Source organism: Aeromonas rivuli (assembly GCF_000820045.1).
Taxonomy (GTDB): domain Bacteria; phylum Pseudomonadota; class Gammaproteobacteria; order Enterobacterales; family Aeromonadaceae; genus Aeromonas; species Aeromonas rivuli.
This window is the reverse complement of record NZ_CDBJ01000042.1, coordinates 116,025-130,835: the sequence shown is the minus strand read 5'-3', so window position 1 is coordinate 130,835 and position 14,811 is coordinate 116,025. Positions and strand designations below refer to the sequence as shown.

Genomic DNA, 14,811 nt, shown 5'->3' with positions numbered 1-14,811 from the left:
CTTCAACGGGGCAGCTGGCGCAGCAGCGGGAAGGCGGCACTCATCTTGTCGCCCCCCACTACGAAGCCGCACAGCAACCCATCTGCACCGCGCGCCTCGGCCACCATGCCGTGCCGATTCCAGTGGCACTGCCAGGCGAGATCCTCACCTTGGGTGCGGCCCGCCAGTTGCAGCGGATAGAGTGGCGTCTTCACCTTCACCAGCATGGGGGGCAGGGTCAACGGGGTCGGCGTGCCGAGCAGCGTCCTGGCCAGCGCGTTTGCCCCCAGCACTATGGGTTGCAGGAAGGGGAGCAGCCGCCCCTGCCATTCGACGCAATCTCCCAGCGCGAAGATGTGGGGGTCGCTGGTCTGCAACCGTTCGTCGACCCGAATGCCGTGCCCGACCTCGATCCCGGCACTCTCGGCCAGGGTCAGATTTGGCCTAAGGCCGATGGCAGCGATCACCAGATCCTGTTCGCTCGCGCCACCATCGGCCAGGGTCACCCGCCAGCCCCCATCCGGCCTGTCCGGATCGAGCGGGCTGAGCCCGGCAATACCCTGACCCAGTTGCAGCTTCACTCCCTGACTGCGCAGTGCCTGCTGCAACGGCTGACTCAGGGCCGCCGGCAGCAGAGTGCTGAGCGGGCTGTCGGCCAGATCCACCAGGGTCACCTCGCGACCAGCGCTCGCCATGTCCATCGCCAGTTCGCAGCCAATCAGCCCGGCCCCCAATATCATGATGCGTCTGGCCTGCTGGATCAGCCCCTCGGCGGCGGCATACTCCTGCTGGCTGTTGAGGGTCACCAGATGCTCGCTGCCCGGTATATCGGGACGCACCGCACTGGCACCGGTCGCCAGCACCAGCTGGCCGTAGGGAAAGGAGCCCTGAGCGGTCAGCACGCGGCGATTCGCGGGATCGATACCCAGCACCGGGCAATGGGGCAGCAGCGTGATGCACTGCTGCTCGGCAAAGTCGCTGCCACTCTGCCGGGTCATGGCCGCGGCGGCGCAGCCCCGGCTCACCACGTGGCTCAAGTCCGGCTTGTTGTACTCGTCGCCGCTGTCGGCCGTGATGAGGCGGATGGGCCGCTCCCCATCCAGCTTGCGCAGGCTCTTGCTCATCTGCTGGGCGGCGAAACCGCTGCCGATCACTACAATCTCGTCGCCGTGATGGGGGCTGTTCATGCCGACTCCGCTCATACACAGGCCTCCGCCCCACAGGGTTCGAACACCTCCTTGCCGATGCCGCAGCCGGGGCAGAGAAAACTGTCAGATACCTGAGCCCAGGGCGTGCCCGGTGCCACCAGCTGATCCGGCTCACCGAGCGCCGGATCATAGATCCACTGGCAGACGGTGCAGAGCATGGGCTGATCGTCGTCCCATTCACCGGCGACCGGTGCGGCTTGCGGTGCCTTGGCGATCACCGGGGCTCGCGTCACCGTCGCCTGGGTTGTGGTGAACGGGCGGGACTCATCCAGCGGATGCAGCGCCCACTGGCGGGCGAGCTGGCGGCCATGCTCGCGGCACTGTGCCAGCGCCGAGCCATCCGGGCGCCACTTGGCCTTGAGGGAGAGGCTGATGTCAAAACCCGCGTCCATCAGCCGGGTCTGGATCCGGTCCACCGCGCCGCCAGTCCAGCCGTAGCTGCCAAACGCCGAGGCGCGCTTGTTACGGAACCGCAGGCCGGTGATCTCTTCGAGCATGCCCGCCACCTTGGGCATCATGACGTTGTTCATGGTGGAGGAGCCCACCAGCACCCCCTTGGAGCGGAACACCTGGGTCAGGATCTCGTTCTTGTCGTGGCGCGCCACGTTGTAGATCTTCACCGCCACCCCGGGGTCCACCTCGTGGATGCCCTGGGCGATGGCATCGGCCATCATGCGGGTATTGTTGGACATGGAGTCGTAGAAGAGGGTGATGCGATCCTCCTGGTAGTGGTCGGCCCACTCCAGGTATTTCAGGATGATCTGGGTGGGATCGTCGCGCCAGACGATGCCGTGGGAGGTTGCCACCATGCTCACCGGCAGGTTGAAGCCCAGCACCTCCTTGATCTTGGCGGTCACCAGCGGGCTGAAGGGGGTGAGTATGTTGGCGTAGTAGCGCTGGCACTGCTCCATCAGCTCAACCTGATCCACCTCGTCGTTGAACAGGTGTTCGTCGCAGTAGTGCTGGCCGAAGGCATCGTTGGAGAAGAGCACCGCATCCTCGGTCATGTAGGTCATCATGCTGTCGGGCCAGTGCAGCATGGGGGTTTCGATAAACACCAGCTGCTTGCCGTTGCCTATGTCCAGGCTGTCGCCGGTCTTGACCGGATGGAAGTTCCACTCCGGGTGGTGATGGTGGCCAGTGATGGAATCGATGGCGTTGTGGGTGCAGTAGATGGGGGTGCCGGGGATGCGGGCCATCAGCTCGGTCAGGGCGCCGGCGTGATCCTCCTCGGCGTGGTTGATCACCACAAAGTCGATGGCGGCGAGATCGATCTCCGCCGCCAGATTCTGCACGAACTCCCGGCTGAACTTGTGATCGACGGTGTCGATCAGCACGTTCTTCCCTTCGCGGATGAGGTAGCTGTTGTAGCTGGTGCCCTTGTGGGTCTTGTACTCGGTGCCGTGAAAGTCGCGCACCTCCCAGTCCCGTTGGCCGACCCAGTGAATGTTGTTTTTGACGTGAATGCTCATCAAGTTGTTCCTCAGAATGCAATAGCGAATGTGCGACTGAACGGACTATTGCAGTTGACGTGCCAACTTGTAACTCATTGTTTTTATAGAAAACATATTTCTTACATTGTCATTTAGACACTTGTCGTTCATAGTCAAAAACACAAACACACTGTCATTTGGACAATTCTCGTGATCTCGACCGACAGCCTGGCGCGCATCGCCCTCGACCTGCAACTCGGCATCTCCCATCAGGACAGGTTCCACCGCCTGATCCAGAGCGTGCGCAGCCTGCTGCACTCGGACGCCTCGGCCCTGCTGCGCTACGAGGGGGGCCAGTTCATTCCGCTGGCCATCGACGGCCTGATGCAGGACGTGCTGGGCCGCCGCTTCGCGCTCAAGGATCACCCGCGCATGGAGGCCATTGCCCGGGCCGGCGACGTGGTGCGCTTCCCCGCCGACAGCAACCTGCCCGACCCCTATGACGGCCTGATCCCGGATCACGACGACTTCAGGGTGCACGCCTGCGTCGGCCTACCACTGTTTTCGGATCAGACGCTGATCGGCGCCCTGACCATAGATGGCATGAACCCGACCCAGTTCGACGGCATCAGCGACGAGGAGCTGCGGCTAGTGGGCGCCCTGGCCGCCGCCGCCCTCAGCAACGCCCTGTTGCTGGAACGGCTCGCCCGCCAGAGCAGCGAACCCCTCGCCCCCTCCACCCAGAATGGGCCGGGCCAGCCCGAGATGATTGGCCGCTCCCCGGCCATGGACCGGCTGCGCCACGAGATAGCCGTGGTGGCGAGCTCCGAGCTGAACGTGCTGATCCTGGGGGAGACGGGAGTCGGCAAGGAGCTGATCGCCAAGGCGGTGCATCAGGGCTCACCCCGTGCCAGCGCGCCCCTGGTCTATCTCAACTGCGCCGCCCTGCCGGAATCGGTGGCCGAAAGCGAGCTGTTCGGCCACGTGAAGGGGGCCTTCACCGGCGCCATTCACAACCGGGCGGGCAAGTTCGAGCTGGCCGACAAGGGCACCCTGTTCCTCGACGAGATAGGCGAACTCTCCCTGTCGCTGCAGGCCAAGCTGCTGCGGGTGCTGCAATACGGGGATCTGCAGCGCATCGGTGACGACACCCCCCTCAAGGTGAACGTGCGTATCCTGGCCGCCACCAACCGGGATCTGAAACAGGCAGTGGTCGAGGGGCAATTTCGAAGCGATCTCTACCACCGCCTGAGCGTCTTCCCGATCCACGCCCCCGCCCTGCGGGAGCGGCCGGACGACACCCCCCTGCTGGCTGGTTATTTTTGCGAACGCTGCCGGGTCAGCCTGGGGCTGGAGCGGCTGCGCATCCAGCCCAGGGCGCTGCAACTGCTCGCCAGCTACGACTGGCCGGGCAACGTGCGGGAGCTGGAGCACGCCATCCACAGAGCCGCGGTGCTGGCGCGGGCCGAGCAGGGCAGCCAGTCCCCGGCCCTGGATTGCCACCACTTCAATCTGGCGGCCATCGACGCCCCCTCATCCACTCGCATCCCAGTGGAACAGGCGGTGCAGCCAATGGCAGACATGGGGCTGCGCACGGCCACAGATGCCTTCCAGTTCCAGCTGATCGAGCAGACCCTGGCGGCCCAACAGGGTAACTGGGCCGCCACCGCCCGAGCGCTGGAACTGGACGGCGGCAACCTGCACCGGCTCGCCAGACGACTCGGCCTCAAATAGCAGCAAGGAGCGCTCAGCCGGATCGGGCCCCATGAGGGTCATCGACCCGCCCGGCCCGGATGAATGTCTGGATGAGTTCGCCCTACGGTGGGGATATCAGGCCCCAAAATGGGATCACCTCGTCCATCTCGAGATGGCAGAGGGTAAACCCGTCCCAGAGGCAGGCCCAGGGGCGTCGACAAAGAGCCCGTTTGACGCCACGTTAAGGTTCTGGTGGAGCGAAACTAATACAAATAAAAACAATTATCATTTGTTGTCATAAAAAAAATCCTCGGATAGAATTCGGGCTCCTTTGCTCGAGAAGACTCTTGTGATCCCTAAGCTCCACAGTGCCCATCCATCGGCGGTCATACATTTAGCACTATTAATCAATATGTTATCTATGGGTAGCATGATGATGGTAATGCCACTGGGTGCGGATCTGGTGCTCTCTCTGGGCATGGCCCCCGAGCTGACCGGTTACTTCAGTGGCGGCGCGACCCTGGGTGCGGCCCTGGTAGGGTTGCTGGCCGCACCCTGGCTGGATCGCTTCAATCGACGCCCTGCTCTGCTGCTGCTGCTCACCCTGCGCTTCCTGCTGCTGATCGCCTGCTCTCTGGTACAAGACAGCCAGCAACTGCTGATCCTCTTCATTCTCTCCGGCTGTGTCGCCGGCCCGCTCTCGGCCATCTTGATGGCGGCCGTGCTGGATCTGGTCCCCCCGGCCGAACGGGGTCGCAAGCTCGCCTATGTCGGCATGGCTTTTTCCCTCGCCGCCATATTGATCGTGCCTCTCTCCCTGACGCTCTCTCAATGGTTCGGCTGGCAGAGTCCCTTCCTGTTGCTCGGCGGCGCCGGGCTGCTGCTGGTGTTGGCAGCCTATCTGCTGCTGCCCTCCCTGCCGGTCAAGCAGGAGCCGAGTCTGGTTGGCATCTGGCGTCTGATCGCATCCCCCCTCTGCCAGGGAGCGCTCACCGTGCTTGCCCTGCAGATGGCCGGCCACTTTCTGCTCATTCCGCACTTTGCCAACTACTTCCAGTTCAACCTCGATTTCCCCCGGGAACAGATAGCAGCACTCTACCTGTGCGGCGGCCTGGCCAGCATGGCAACCATGCGACTGTGCGGTGTCTGGATTGATGCCGGCCGTGCTCAGGGTGCCATCCTGATCACCAGTCTGCTGCTCGCACTGGTCACCTTCGTTGGCTTCGCCCAGCCCTTGGGGCTGCCCCTCTATCTGTTATTCACCCTGTTCATGGCGCTGAGCTCGGCCCGCTCCAGCACCACCCTGGCCATCACTGCGGCCATCCCCGCCCCCCAGCAGCGCGCCGCGTTCATGTCATTTCAGGGAACCGTTACCAATATTGCCGCCGGGCTCGCCAGCCTGGGATCGGCCCGCTATCTGCAATCGGATGAACAGGCCCGGCTTCTGGGCTTCGACACCCTCGCCTGGCTCAATATCGCCTGTACCCTGCTGGCTTGCTTGGGTGTGGTATTGCTGCTCAGAGCACTGAAAAAATCACATAACAATAATACGTCTGACAAGCAGGTCAGACAGGGAAGTTAGTGAGCCTAACAAGCTGTTTTTCCTCAACAATAAATACGTTTAAATGGAGTTTTGACCATGCAGTTCACCCCCGGCTTTCCCTTGAACCCGTTGCAAACCAGCCTGATCTCCCTCGGCCTGCTGGCGATGCCAGCCCTGGCTCAGACTGAGCCGACCAAGGCCAACGAGACCATAGTCGTCACTGCGACCCAGACCAAGCACACCGAGTTCACCGCACCGGCCAGCGTGTCCGTGGTGAGCCGCGCCGATCTGGACAAGATGAACGTCAATAACATTGGCGATGCGCTCAAGCATGTGCCGGGTGTCAACATCATCGCCACCAACCCCACCGGCCGTAACGAGATCAAGATCCGTGGCATGGGCGGTGACTACACCCTGCTGCTGATCAACGGCAAGCGCGTCAATGCCCGCGAAACCCTGGGCAGCGCCTATGGCAACGACTTCGACCTGAGCTCCATCCCCATGGCGGCCATCGAGCGCATCGAGGTCATCCGTGGCCCTGTATCCTCCCTGTACGGTGCCGATGCGCTGGGCGGCGTGGTCAACGTGATCCTGCGCCAGGCCAAGGAAAAAACCGAGGCAGCCGTTGCCTACACCCACACCATGCCCACCAAGGGTGAGGGTGGCGATGCCAACCAAGGCAGCGCCTTTGTCTCTGGTGCCCTGATCGACAACAAGCTGCTGGGCAGCGTGGTGGTCGAGGGGTATCAGCGTGACAACTGGAAGAGCGAGCAGAGCAACAACCCGGATGCCGATGCCCTGGAAAAGCGTGAAGTGGTCAACGTGCTCTCCAGCCTGAAGTGGCTGGTCAGCGACAACCAGGACATCGATTTCGATCTGGGCTACAACCAGAACGACATGGACAGCTACTTCAACAACGTGCCCCTTCCTCCTAACTCCCCACGTCCTCTCACTGCCCATAACGTGCAGGAGCTCGACCGCCTGAGCCTGGGGCTGACCCACAATGGCCGCTGGCAGCACTTCGACAGCCGGGTTCGCTACTATTTCGAACAGACCGACCTGATGGATGACTCCCAGCTCAACGGCGGCGTCGCCGATGTCACCCAGACCAACAACACCGTCGACGGTCAGGTCAGTGGCTACCTTGGGGATCACTTGCTGACCTCGGGCGCCGAATTCCGCGATACCGAGCTCGAGCACAGCCGCAGCATTACCACTGGCAGCGTCAGCGCCAACCAGAGTGCCATCTACCTGCAAGACGAGTTCGGCTTCGGCGATCTGGCCCTGACCCTCTCCGGTCGTCTGGATCACCACGAGACCTATGGCAACGAGTTCAGCCCGCGCGCCTACGCCCTCTACTCCCTGAGCGACGAATGGGTGCTCAAGGGGGGTATCGGCAAGGCGTTCAAGGCCCCGACCCTGGCCCAGTCCAGCGAAGGCTTCTCCACCACCGCCTGCCGTGGCCGCTGCCAGGTAGTGGGCAGCGCGGATCTTAAACCGGAAACCGCCATCAGCTATGAGTTCGGTACCGCCTATGAGTCCGATCGCTTCGGCGCCGGCGTCACCGGTTTCCACAACGAGATCGAGGATCTGATCCAGAGCGATCAATGGCGTCCTGCTGCGGGTTATATGCCTTCCGTGATGACCTACCACAACATCAAGAAGGCCCGCATCAAGGGTCTGGAGCTGACCGGCTGGTTCGACGTGCTGGACAATGTACAGCTGGGAGCGAACTGGACCCTGCTTGACTCCGTCGATCGCAGTACCGGCGATGATCTCACCAAGACCCCGGATCACACCGGCAACCTCAGCCTGGACTGGCAAGCGAGCGACGTGGTCAGCGCCAACCTGGCCTGGCAGTATGTCGGCAGCCAGGTCATCACGGTCCCGGCGCGCAACGCCCAGGCGTTCAAGTCCGAGAGCTACCAGACCCTGGATCTCAACACCAACTGGACAGTGACCCAAGCGCTGGACTTCAAGCTCGGCATCACCAACCTCACCAACACCCAGAGGGACGAGGTCGCCACCGACGCAGAATTCATCCTGGAAGGTCGCAGCGTCTACGCCGGCGTAGAGTACAAGCTGTAATAACCCCTGTATGCGGGAGCCCAAGCGGGCTCCCTTTTTGCGTTTCTATCGTCTCGATTTAAAGGAGTCTTTGAGTGCTCAGGTACCAAGCTCAGCTGTTCTGGCTCACAGTGCTGCTCCTCTTCCTGCTGATTTGTCTGTCACTGGCCACTGGCGCCGGTGTCTATGGTGGCCGTGAGGTCGCCGGTTTCCTGCTCGGCGATCCCGTCTTCGTCGCCGATGAAAAACTCGCCATGATAGTCAATACCCTGCGCCTGCCCCGCACCCTCGCGGCCCTGGTGGTGGGTGCCTGTCTCGCGCTGGCCGCCTCCATGCTGCAAAGCGCCACCCGCAATCCCCTGGCCGAACCCGGCCTGCTCGGCGTCAACGCCGGCGCCGTCTTCGCCCTGGTCATCGGCCTCACCTACTTCGGGGTCGAATCGGCCTACGGTTATCTGCTCTGGTCCGGCATGGGCGCCCTGCTCGGCAATGTCATCGTACTGGGCCTCGGCCTGATGGTGGGTAAATCCAACCCGCTCAAGCTCATCCTGGTGGGGGTCGCCCTCTCCGCCACCTTCGGCGGCCTCTCCAACTTCCTGCTGCTCTCCAACAAGGTGGTGCTGGAGCAGTTCAGGTTCTGGAACCTGGGCTCCCTGGCCGCCTCCAGTCAGGATGCGGTGCTGACCGTGCTGCCCTTCGCCCTGGCTGGCCTGCTGCTGACCCTGGCGCTGTGCCGCCAGCTCACCCTGATGCAGATGGGGGACAATCAGGCCCAGGCGCTTGGCATAAGGCCGACCCGGGTGCGCATCGGCGTGCTGCTGGCCGCCACCCTGTTCACCGCCTGCGCCATCGCCATCGCCGGCCCCATCGGCTTCGTCGGCTTCCTGGCGGCCTATTGCGCCCGCCTGGTGGAGCCGGTACGCCTCGCCATTCAGGTGCGCTTCTCCGCCCTGTTTGGCGTGCTGTTCCTGCTCGGTGCCGACATACTGGCGCGCTGGCTGCTGCAGCCATTCGAGCTGCCGAACGGGGTGATCCTGGCGCTGATCGGTGCCCCCGTGCTCATCCTAGTGGTGCGCAGCGGCGGTTTCCGCTCCCTGTTGGCCGTCAGGTAAGGAGCCCTCATATGCATGACCTCATCAAGAGTGCCGACACCCAATGACACACCCAATCAACAAGGCGCCCTCCCTGCCCTCCTCTGCCCTGCCAAGCGGCACCTTCTGCCTGCGAATGGGCAGCCGTACCCTGCTGCTTGAGCGCCGGGCTTGGCTCATCACCCTCGCCCTGGCGGTGGTGCTGGTGCTGCTCTCCCTGCTGGCGCTGACCCTGGGCTCGGGCAAGATCAGCATGCTGGGGGTGGTGCAGACCCTGCTGGGCGAGGGAAGCCGGCTCAGCGAGGTGACGGTGTTCAAAATCCGGCTGCCGCGCATCGTCGCCGTGCTGGTGGCGGGCGCCGCCATGGGCCTCTCGGGCTGCCTGGTACAGACCCTGATCCGCAACCGCCTCGCCACCCCGGACATGATCGGGGTCAACGAGGGGGCATCGCTGGCCATCATCATCTTCTCCCTCTACCTGACGCTGGGCAGCTGGCCCTGGTGGGCGGCGCCGCTCGGCGCCCTGTTCGCCGCGGCCGTGCTCTACGCCCTGTGCAACAAGCCGGGGGAGCAGGGTTACCTGTTCGTGGTGATCGGCATCGGCGTCTCCGAGCTGATGAACGCCATCGGCCAGTTCGCCATGTCCACCCAATCCCTGGTGCACCTCACCAGCCTCTACCTGTGGAACATGGGCAACTTCGTCGGCCAGGGCTACGGCACAGTGCTGCCGGTGGGCATCTTGATCCTGCTGATCTGCCCCTGGATCATCTATCTCTCTCGCGCCCTCGGCGTGCTGCGCCTAGGATCCGTCACCGCCCAGAACCTCGGGGTGAATGTGAACCGGGTGCAGCTCGGCGTGCTGGCCCAGGCCATCATAGTGGCGGCACTCGGCACCGCCATCGGCGGCCCAGTTGTATTCATCGCCATGGCCGCCCCCATTCTCGCGTCCTGGCTCAGCCGGGATCGCATAGTGCCGCTCTGGATAGCCGCGCTATCCGGCGCCCTGCTGCTGCTGGCGAGCGATACCCTGGTGCGGGTGCTGGCCAGCCCCCACGAGGTCGCCACCGGTATCATGACCCGGATCCTCGGCGGCATGCTGCTGCTGTTCGTGCTCATCAAAGACAGACAGAAGGCCGACTGACGATGCTTTTTATCCTTTTCACCTTCAGACAAGGGGCCGTTTGATGACGCTCACCGTAAACCGCCTTCGTTTCGGCTATCAGCACAAGCCCGTCTTCGATGACGTCTCCTTCACCATTCCCAAGGGCAAACTGGTCGGCATCGTCGGCCCCAACGGCGGCGGCAAGTCCACCCTGCTCAAGTTGCTGGCAGGGCAGGAGCAGCCCCAGAGCGGGGAGATCCTGCTCAAGGGCAAGCCGCTGGCAAGCTATGGCATGAAGGCACTGGCCCGGGAGCTGGCCTACCTGCCCCAGCGACCGCTGATGCCGGCCGGGATCCGGGTCGAGCAGCTGGTGCAATATGGTCGCCACCCCCATCAGGGCTGGTTCAATCAATGGAGCGAGGAAGATGCGCGCATGGTGCGCTGGGCCCGGGAGCAGATGCAGCTCGATGCCATCTGGCAGCAGAGTGCCAGCTCCCTCTCCGGTGGTCAGGCGCAGCGGGTCTGGCTCGCCATGGTGCTGGCCCAGGACGCGGACATCATCTTGCTGGACGAGCCCACCAGCGCGCTGGATATCGGCCACCAGACCGAGGTGATGGAGGCCATCCACCAGATCACCGCCGCCGGCAAGACTGTGCTCATCGTCATTCACGATCTCGCCACCGCCGCCCGTTACTGTGACGAGCTGATTGCGCTCGGTGACGGTGGCGTGCAAGCCATGGGCCCGGCGCGGGAGGTGGTGACCAAGGCGCTCATCGACAGGCTCTACCAGACCGATGTCGACATACTGCACGCCCCCGGCGACGGCGCCCCGGTGATCGTGCCCCGTCGGCGCACCGAAGCGGCTTCGCAAACGGATAACTCTGCAGCCAGACAGCAGGCCTGAATGAAAAAACCGCCCATCCGGCGGTTTTTTACTGTCTCATCCCCTTAGTCCGTCAAAGTGCCAGCAGGGTGAGCAGCCCCCCCGGCAGTCGCTGCCAGCGCAGGGTGCAGTGCCAGCCCGCGGGCAAGCACGGCGCAAGCGGCGTCTTGAGGCGCAGACTGATGGTCTGCTCCGTGAGGCCAGTCCAGCTGGCATCCAGAAAATCAAAATAGCGCCCCACCCTGGGATGGAGCGCCTTGAACAGGCTCTCCTTGGCCGAAAACACCAGGGTCAGCCCCTGGGCTCTGTCCAGTCCGGCAGCCAGCGCGGCGGGTTCGAGCCGCCCCCACTCCTCCTGGTCGACGATGCCGGGCCAGAGCTGCTCCGCCTGCCCCGCCCCCAGCCAGGCCTCCAGATCCAGCCCGAGCCCGGCGTGGCCGGGGCGCACTGCACAGAGCGCCATCCCCTCCCCCAGCAGCTGGCTGTGGCTGATGCTGCCCTCCATGCCTGCTGGCCAGCGCGGCTCGCGGGCCGCGCCTATGGTCACCACCTGGTCCCCCAGGCCGTAGGGGCTCAGGGCATGGCGCGCCGCCAGCCGACCCGCCAGAAACTCCCCCTGGCGTTTGGCCACGGCCCCTTGCAGCTTGGCGGGCAGGGTGATGGCATGGGCATCGAAGCTGGCCGAACTGAACGCAGCGAAGTCGAAACAGACCCGGTGGATCGGCAGCTCGTCCATCCCCGCCAGTGTCAGCAGGTCGGTGTGGCGGATGAACTCCGTAGCGGGGGGAAGGAAAGGTAGCATCAGCACAATCTCGCAATGGGGAGCCCATGGTAGCAAAGCGCCGTCATGGCACAAATACAAATGACAACGTTTCTCAATTAACTTGTGGTAGCATAGTCCCGCCCATTTGGGGCCAATAGCAGACGGCTCATTCAGGCAACGCGTTCCGGCAGTCACGTTCCGGTAATCAAATAGTGCCCGCAAACGGTGGCGCCGATTTCACCCATTAAGGATGTAACCATGACGATCCCCTCCCCCTTGGTAGCCGCGCTGGTACTGGCCAGTGTGATCGGCTGTCAGGCCCAGGCCCAGACTGACACCCGTCAAGTGACCGATGCCGACGGCAACACCCTGAGCGTGCCCGCTCACCCCAAGCGGGTAGTGGTGCTGAGTGAGCTCGATCTCGACACCGCCCTGACCCTGGGCGTGCAGCCGGTCGGCACCGTCAATGGCCGCGGCCAGGCTACCCTGCCCCGCTACCTGCAAGGCAAGGCGGGCAAAGATATCGCCGTGGTCGGGGATCTGGACAATCCCAATCTGGAGCGCTTGATCGATCTGGAGCCAGATCTCATCCTGACCAATCAGACCAAGCCCGAGCTGCTGAGCCTGCTCAAGGAAATCGCCCCCACAGTGGTCACCGGCAACTGGGGTCAGCCCTGGAAAGAGGTGTTCAGCCGCAGCGCCCTGGTGCTCAATAAAGAAGCCGAAGGCAAGGCCTTCCTCGCCCAGTATGAGGCCCGTCTGCAACAGGCCCGCACCCAGCTTGCCCAGCATCAGGGCGAGCGCATCAGCATAGTGCGCTGGAACCCGAAGGGACCGAGCTACATGCACGGCGGTACCTTCTCCAGCAGCGTGGTGATGGAGATGGGTCTGGCCCGCCCGCCGCACCAGATAGGCGACAAGAGCCCCCACTCCCCGGCCCTGAGCCTGGAGTCCCTCAATCTGCTGGACGGTGACTGGCTGGTGATCGGCACCCTGAGTGCCAGCGGCGATGCGGTGGATGCCATGCAGCAGGCCGAGCAGACCCCGGCCTTCCAGCAGCTCGGTGCCATCAAGGCCAAGCGCTTCGGCGCCGTGGACGGGTCGCTCTGGACCTCCACCGGTGGTCCCCAGGCCGCCCTCAAGGTGATCGAGGATGTCGAGCAGCTGATGAGCAAACCGGATGCGCTCCCCGTCACCCGCTGATCCTGCCCGTCCCCCCCGTCAAAAAGAGAAGCCCGCATCGCTGCGGGCTTCTTGTTTATCGGCTTCTTGAGTTTTCCCCGTCGCCTCACTCCGGCAAGGGCAACGCCTTTCTGTCCAGTTTCCCGCTGCCGGTCTTGGGCAGGGCGTCGAGCAAAATAATACGCACCGGCACCCTGTTGCTGAGGCTGCTGGCCTGCCAGCCCTTCCTCACTCCGGCAAGGGCAGTGCCTTTCTGTCGAGCTTGCCGCTGCCGGTCTTGGGCAGGGCGTCGAGCAAAATAATACGCGCCGGCACCCTGTTGCTGAGGCAGCTGGCCTGCCAGCCCTTCCTCACTCCGGCAAGGGCAGCGCCTTTCTGTCCAGTTTCCCGCTGCCGGTCTTGGGCAGGGCATCGAGCAAAATAATACGCGCCGGCACCATATAGTGCGGCAGGCTGGCCTGTAGCCCCTTGCGCAGGGCCAGGCGATTGAGGGTCACCCCGGCTTTGGCCTCCACATAGCCCACCAGCATGGCCTCGTCCCCTTCGCCAAGCAGCCGCACCGCCGCCTCCTGCACCCCGGCTTGACGGCGCAGGCCCGCCTCAACCTCGCCGAGTTCGATGCGAAAACCGCGCAGTTTTATCTGATCGTCGCGCCGCCCCAGATAGCGGAAGCTATCCGCCCCCAGCCGCCGCACCCTATCCCCGGTGCGATAGAGGCGATGATTATCGAGCCGCAGGAAGGCCGCCGCGGTGAGGGCGGGTTTGCGCCAGTAACCCTCGCACAGGGCCGGGCTCTCGATGCAGAGCTCGCCGCACTCCCCCTCTGCCACCGGCTGCCCCGTCTCGTCCAGCACCCAGTGGCGATAGCCGGGCAGGCTGTGACTGATGGTGATCTGCCCGTCGATCGGGGGCCAGCGCACCTCGCTCACCAGAGACCAGACGGTGGCCTCGGTCGGGCCATAACAGTTCCACAGCCGCCGGGTGCGGCTGCACAGCTGCTCGGCCAGCCCCGGATCCAGCGCCTCCCCCCCGCACAGGGCGGTCAGGCTGTCACTCCCCTGCCAGCCCGCTTTGAGCAGCATGCGCCAGCAAGCCGGGGTCGCCTGCAGCCAGTTGATGGACGAGTCCGCCGCCAGCAGCGCCAGCATCCCCAGGGGATCCTTGTTGTGCGCGTTGTCCGCCACCGTCAGCCGACCCCCGCTCCAGAGCGGTCCCAGCATCTCCAGCAGGGAGATGTCGAAGGCCGGGGTGGTGATGAAGAGCCAGTGACAAGCCGGGGTCAACCCGAGCCGCTCGCGGATCCCGTCGAGGAAGCAGAGCAGCGCACGCCGACTAATCACCACCCCCTTGGGTTCACCGGTCGAACCCGAGGTGAACATCATGTAGGCCGCTTGACTGTCATCCACCCGAGGCCAGTACATAGCCGCGTTCTCGTCGCCGGGTGCCAGCCGCGACAGCGGGCGCAGCGGGCAACCAAAGTCGGGCACCCCTTCGCCATGGTTGCAGATCACCGCCGAGAGCCGGGCCTGCCGGGCGATGCCCTGCAACCGCACCACCGGGAAATCCGGCTCCAGGGGCACGAAGCAGAGGCCGAGCCGCAAACAGGCGAGCAGGCTGGCCACCAGATCCGGCGTGCGATCCAGATAGAGGCCTACCCGCTCCCCCACCGCCAACCCCTGCAAGCTGGCGGCAATCTGGTCGACCCGGCCACTCAGCGCCCCATAGTCTTGCCAGACTCCATCCATGGCGATGGCCGGAGCCAGTGGTGTGCCATTGAGCATGCTCGTCAAGCGGGCACTCAACCCCTGCCCAACCACCTCGGCATGTGGCGGGGTTGTCCCCGCCTTGCTGGCTGCCAGCAATGC

General features: G+C 64.0%; 11 protein-coding genes. 7 read left to right on the top strand and 4 right to left on the bottom strand.

Annotated features, from left to right (window positions below):
- Positions 1 to 2: 2 nt before the first annotated feature.
- Together norW and norV are read right to left on the bottom strand one after the other, a co-directional pair.
- Complete coding sequence (gene norW, locus BN1130_RS08415; RefSeq protein WP_157013953.1) at positions 3 to 1,181, bottom strand: NADH:flavorubredoxin reductase NorW; 1,179 nt, start codon at positions 1,179 to 1,181, stop codon at positions 3 to 5.
- A complete protein-coding gene (gene norV, locus BN1130_RS08410) occupies positions 1,178 to 2,659 on the bottom strand; it encodes an anaerobic nitric oxide reductase flavorubredoxin (protein WP_042041416.1) in 1,482 nt (493 codons plus the stop codon). Before norV ends, norW begins: the two co-directional genes overlap by 4 nt.
- 171 nt (positions 2,660 to 2,830) lie before the next feature.
- On the opposite strand from norV, the gene norR reads away from it, so the two are divergent.
- From norR to BN1130_RS08375, 6 genes are all read left to right on the top strand, one after another.
- Entirely contained in the window at positions 2,831 to 4,354 is a 1,524-nt protein-coding gene (gene norR / locus BN1130_RS08405) for a nitric oxide reductase transcriptional regulator NorR (RefSeq protein WP_042041414.1), read from the top strand.
- Between the two features lie 373 nt (positions 4,355 to 4,727).
- Positions 4,728 to 5,897 (top strand): MFS transporter, encoded by a 1,170-nt coding sequence (locus BN1130_RS08395; RefSeq protein WP_084218169.1) that lies wholly within the window; start codon positions 4,728 to 4,730, stop codon positions 5,895 to 5,897.
- Between the two features lie 57 nt (positions 5,898 to 5,954).
- Entirely contained in the window at positions 5,955 to 7,946 is a 1,992-nt protein-coding gene (locus BN1130_RS08390) for a siderophore amonabactin TonB-dependent receptor (RefSeq protein WP_042041408.1), read from the top strand.
- A gap of 74 nt (positions 7,947 to 8,020) precedes the next feature.
- Complete coding sequence (locus BN1130_RS08385) at positions 8,021 to 9,037, top strand: amonabactin ABC transporter permease subunit 2 (RefSeq protein WP_042041406.1); 1,017 nt, start codon at positions 8,021 to 8,023, stop codon at positions 9,035 to 9,037.
- A 43-nt stretch (positions 9,038 to 9,080) separates the two neighbouring features.
- Entirely contained in the window at positions 9,081 to 10,157 is a 1,077-nt protein-coding gene (locus BN1130_RS08380; protein ID WP_042041404.1) for an amonabactin ABC transporter permease subunit 1, read from the top strand.
- 43 nt (positions 10,158 to 10,200) lie between these two features.
- The gene (locus tag BN1130_RS08375; protein WP_042041402.1) at positions 10,201 to 11,022 is read left to right on the top strand and encodes an amonabactin ABC transporter ATP-binding protein; all 822 of its coding nucleotides are present in this window, start codon (positions 10,201 to 10,203) and stop codon (positions 11,020 to 11,022) included.
- Positions 11,023 to 11,074: 52 nt separating this feature from the next.
- Here BN1130_RS08375 and BN1130_RS08370 read toward each other — a convergent pair whose 3' ends face one another.
- Positions 11,075 to 11,803, bottom strand: a complete 729-nt coding sequence (locus tag BN1130_RS08370; protein WP_042041401.1) for a 4'-phosphopantetheinyl transferase family protein — start codon at positions 11,801 to 11,803, stop codon at positions 11,075 to 11,077.
- Between the two features lie 219 nt (positions 11,804 to 12,022).
- On the opposite strand from BN1130_RS08370, the gene BN1130_RS08365 reads away from it, so the two are divergent.
- Positions 12,023 to 12,967 (top strand): ABC transporter substrate-binding protein, encoded by a 945-nt coding sequence (locus BN1130_RS08365; protein ID WP_042041399.1) that lies wholly within the window; start codon positions 12,023 to 12,025, stop codon positions 12,965 to 12,967.
- Positions 12,968 to 13,296: 329 nt separating this feature from the next.
- Here the strand turns inward: BN1130_RS08365 and BN1130_RS08360 are convergent, their stop codons facing one another.
- On the bottom strand, positions 13,297 to 14,808 hold the full coding sequence (locus BN1130_RS08360; protein WP_042041541.1) for an amino acid adenylation domain-containing protein: 1,512 nt from the start codon (positions 14,806 to 14,808) through the stop codon (positions 13,297 to 13,299).
- Between the last annotated feature and the right edge of the window lie 3 nt (positions 14,809 to 14,811).

Excerpts from the sequence above, each read along its gene's own strand:
- BN1130_RS08380 (WP_042041404.1), top strand. The coding sequence starts at position 9,081 with ATGACACACCCAATCAACAAGGCGCCCTCCCTGCCCTCCTCTGCCCTG.
- BN1130_RS08370 (WP_042041401.1), bottom strand. The coding sequence starts at position 11,803 with ATGCTACCTTTCCTTCCCCCCGCTACGGAGTTCATCCGCCACACCGAC.
- norW (WP_157013953.1), bottom strand. The coding sequence starts at position 1,181 with ATGAGCGGAGTCGGCATGAACAGCCCCCATCACGGCGACGAGATTGTA.
- BN1130_RS08395 (WP_084218169.1), top strand. The coding sequence starts at position 4,728 with ATGTTATCTATGGGTAGCATGATGATGGTAATGCCACTGGGTGCGGAT.
- BN1130_RS08390 (WP_042041408.1), top strand. The coding sequence starts at position 5,955 with ATGCAGTTCACCCCCGGCTTTCCCTTGAACCCGTTGCAAACCAGCCTG.
- BN1130_RS08365 (WP_042041399.1), top strand. The coding sequence starts at position 12,023 with ATGACGATCCCCTCCCCCTTGGTAGCCGCGCTGGTACTGGCCAGTGTG.
- BN1130_RS08375 (WP_042041402.1), top strand. The coding sequence starts at position 10,201 with ATGACGCTCACCGTAAACCGCCTTCGTTTCGGCTATCAGCACAAGCCC.
- norV (WP_042041416.1), bottom strand. The coding sequence starts at position 2,659 with ATGAGCATTCACGTCAAAAACAACATTCACTGGGTCGGCCAACGGGAC.